This is a genomic window from Dolichospermum planctonicum, assembly GCF_005402965.1.
GTDB lineage: Bacteria > Cyanobacteriota > Cyanobacteriia > Cyanobacteriales > Nostocaceae > Dolichospermum > Dolichospermum planctonicum.
Window position 1 is genome coordinate 1 of sequence record NZ_BJCF01000171.1, and the last position, 277, is coordinate 277.

At 46.6% G+C, this 277-nt stretch carries 1 rRNA gene; it reads left to right on the forward strand.

The annotated features are described in order from the left end of the window. Positions 1–157 precede the first annotated feature (157 nt). A 5S ribosomal RNA gene (rrf, locus tag FFO06_RS20925) occupies positions 158–275 on the forward strand. The last annotated feature ends 2 nt before the right edge of the window (positions 276–277 follow it).

Consider the following 277-nt stretch of genomic DNA (forward strand, 5'->3'; position numbering starts at 1 on the left):
CGTTAATAGGCTCTATGTGGAAGTACAGTAATGTATGTAGCAAAGGAGTACTAACAGACCGAGGGCTTGACCTCTATATTCTTAATTCTTATTGTGATTTCTCGTTCTCAAATGCAGTCTTCAGGGTATCTGTTGATAGAATGACCCAATAGGCTTTCCTGGTGTCTATGGCGCGGTGGAACCACACTGATCCCTTCCCGAACTCAGAGGTGAAACGCTGCTGCGGCGACGATAGTTTGGGGGTAGCCCCATGTCAAAATAGCTCGATGCCAGGTTT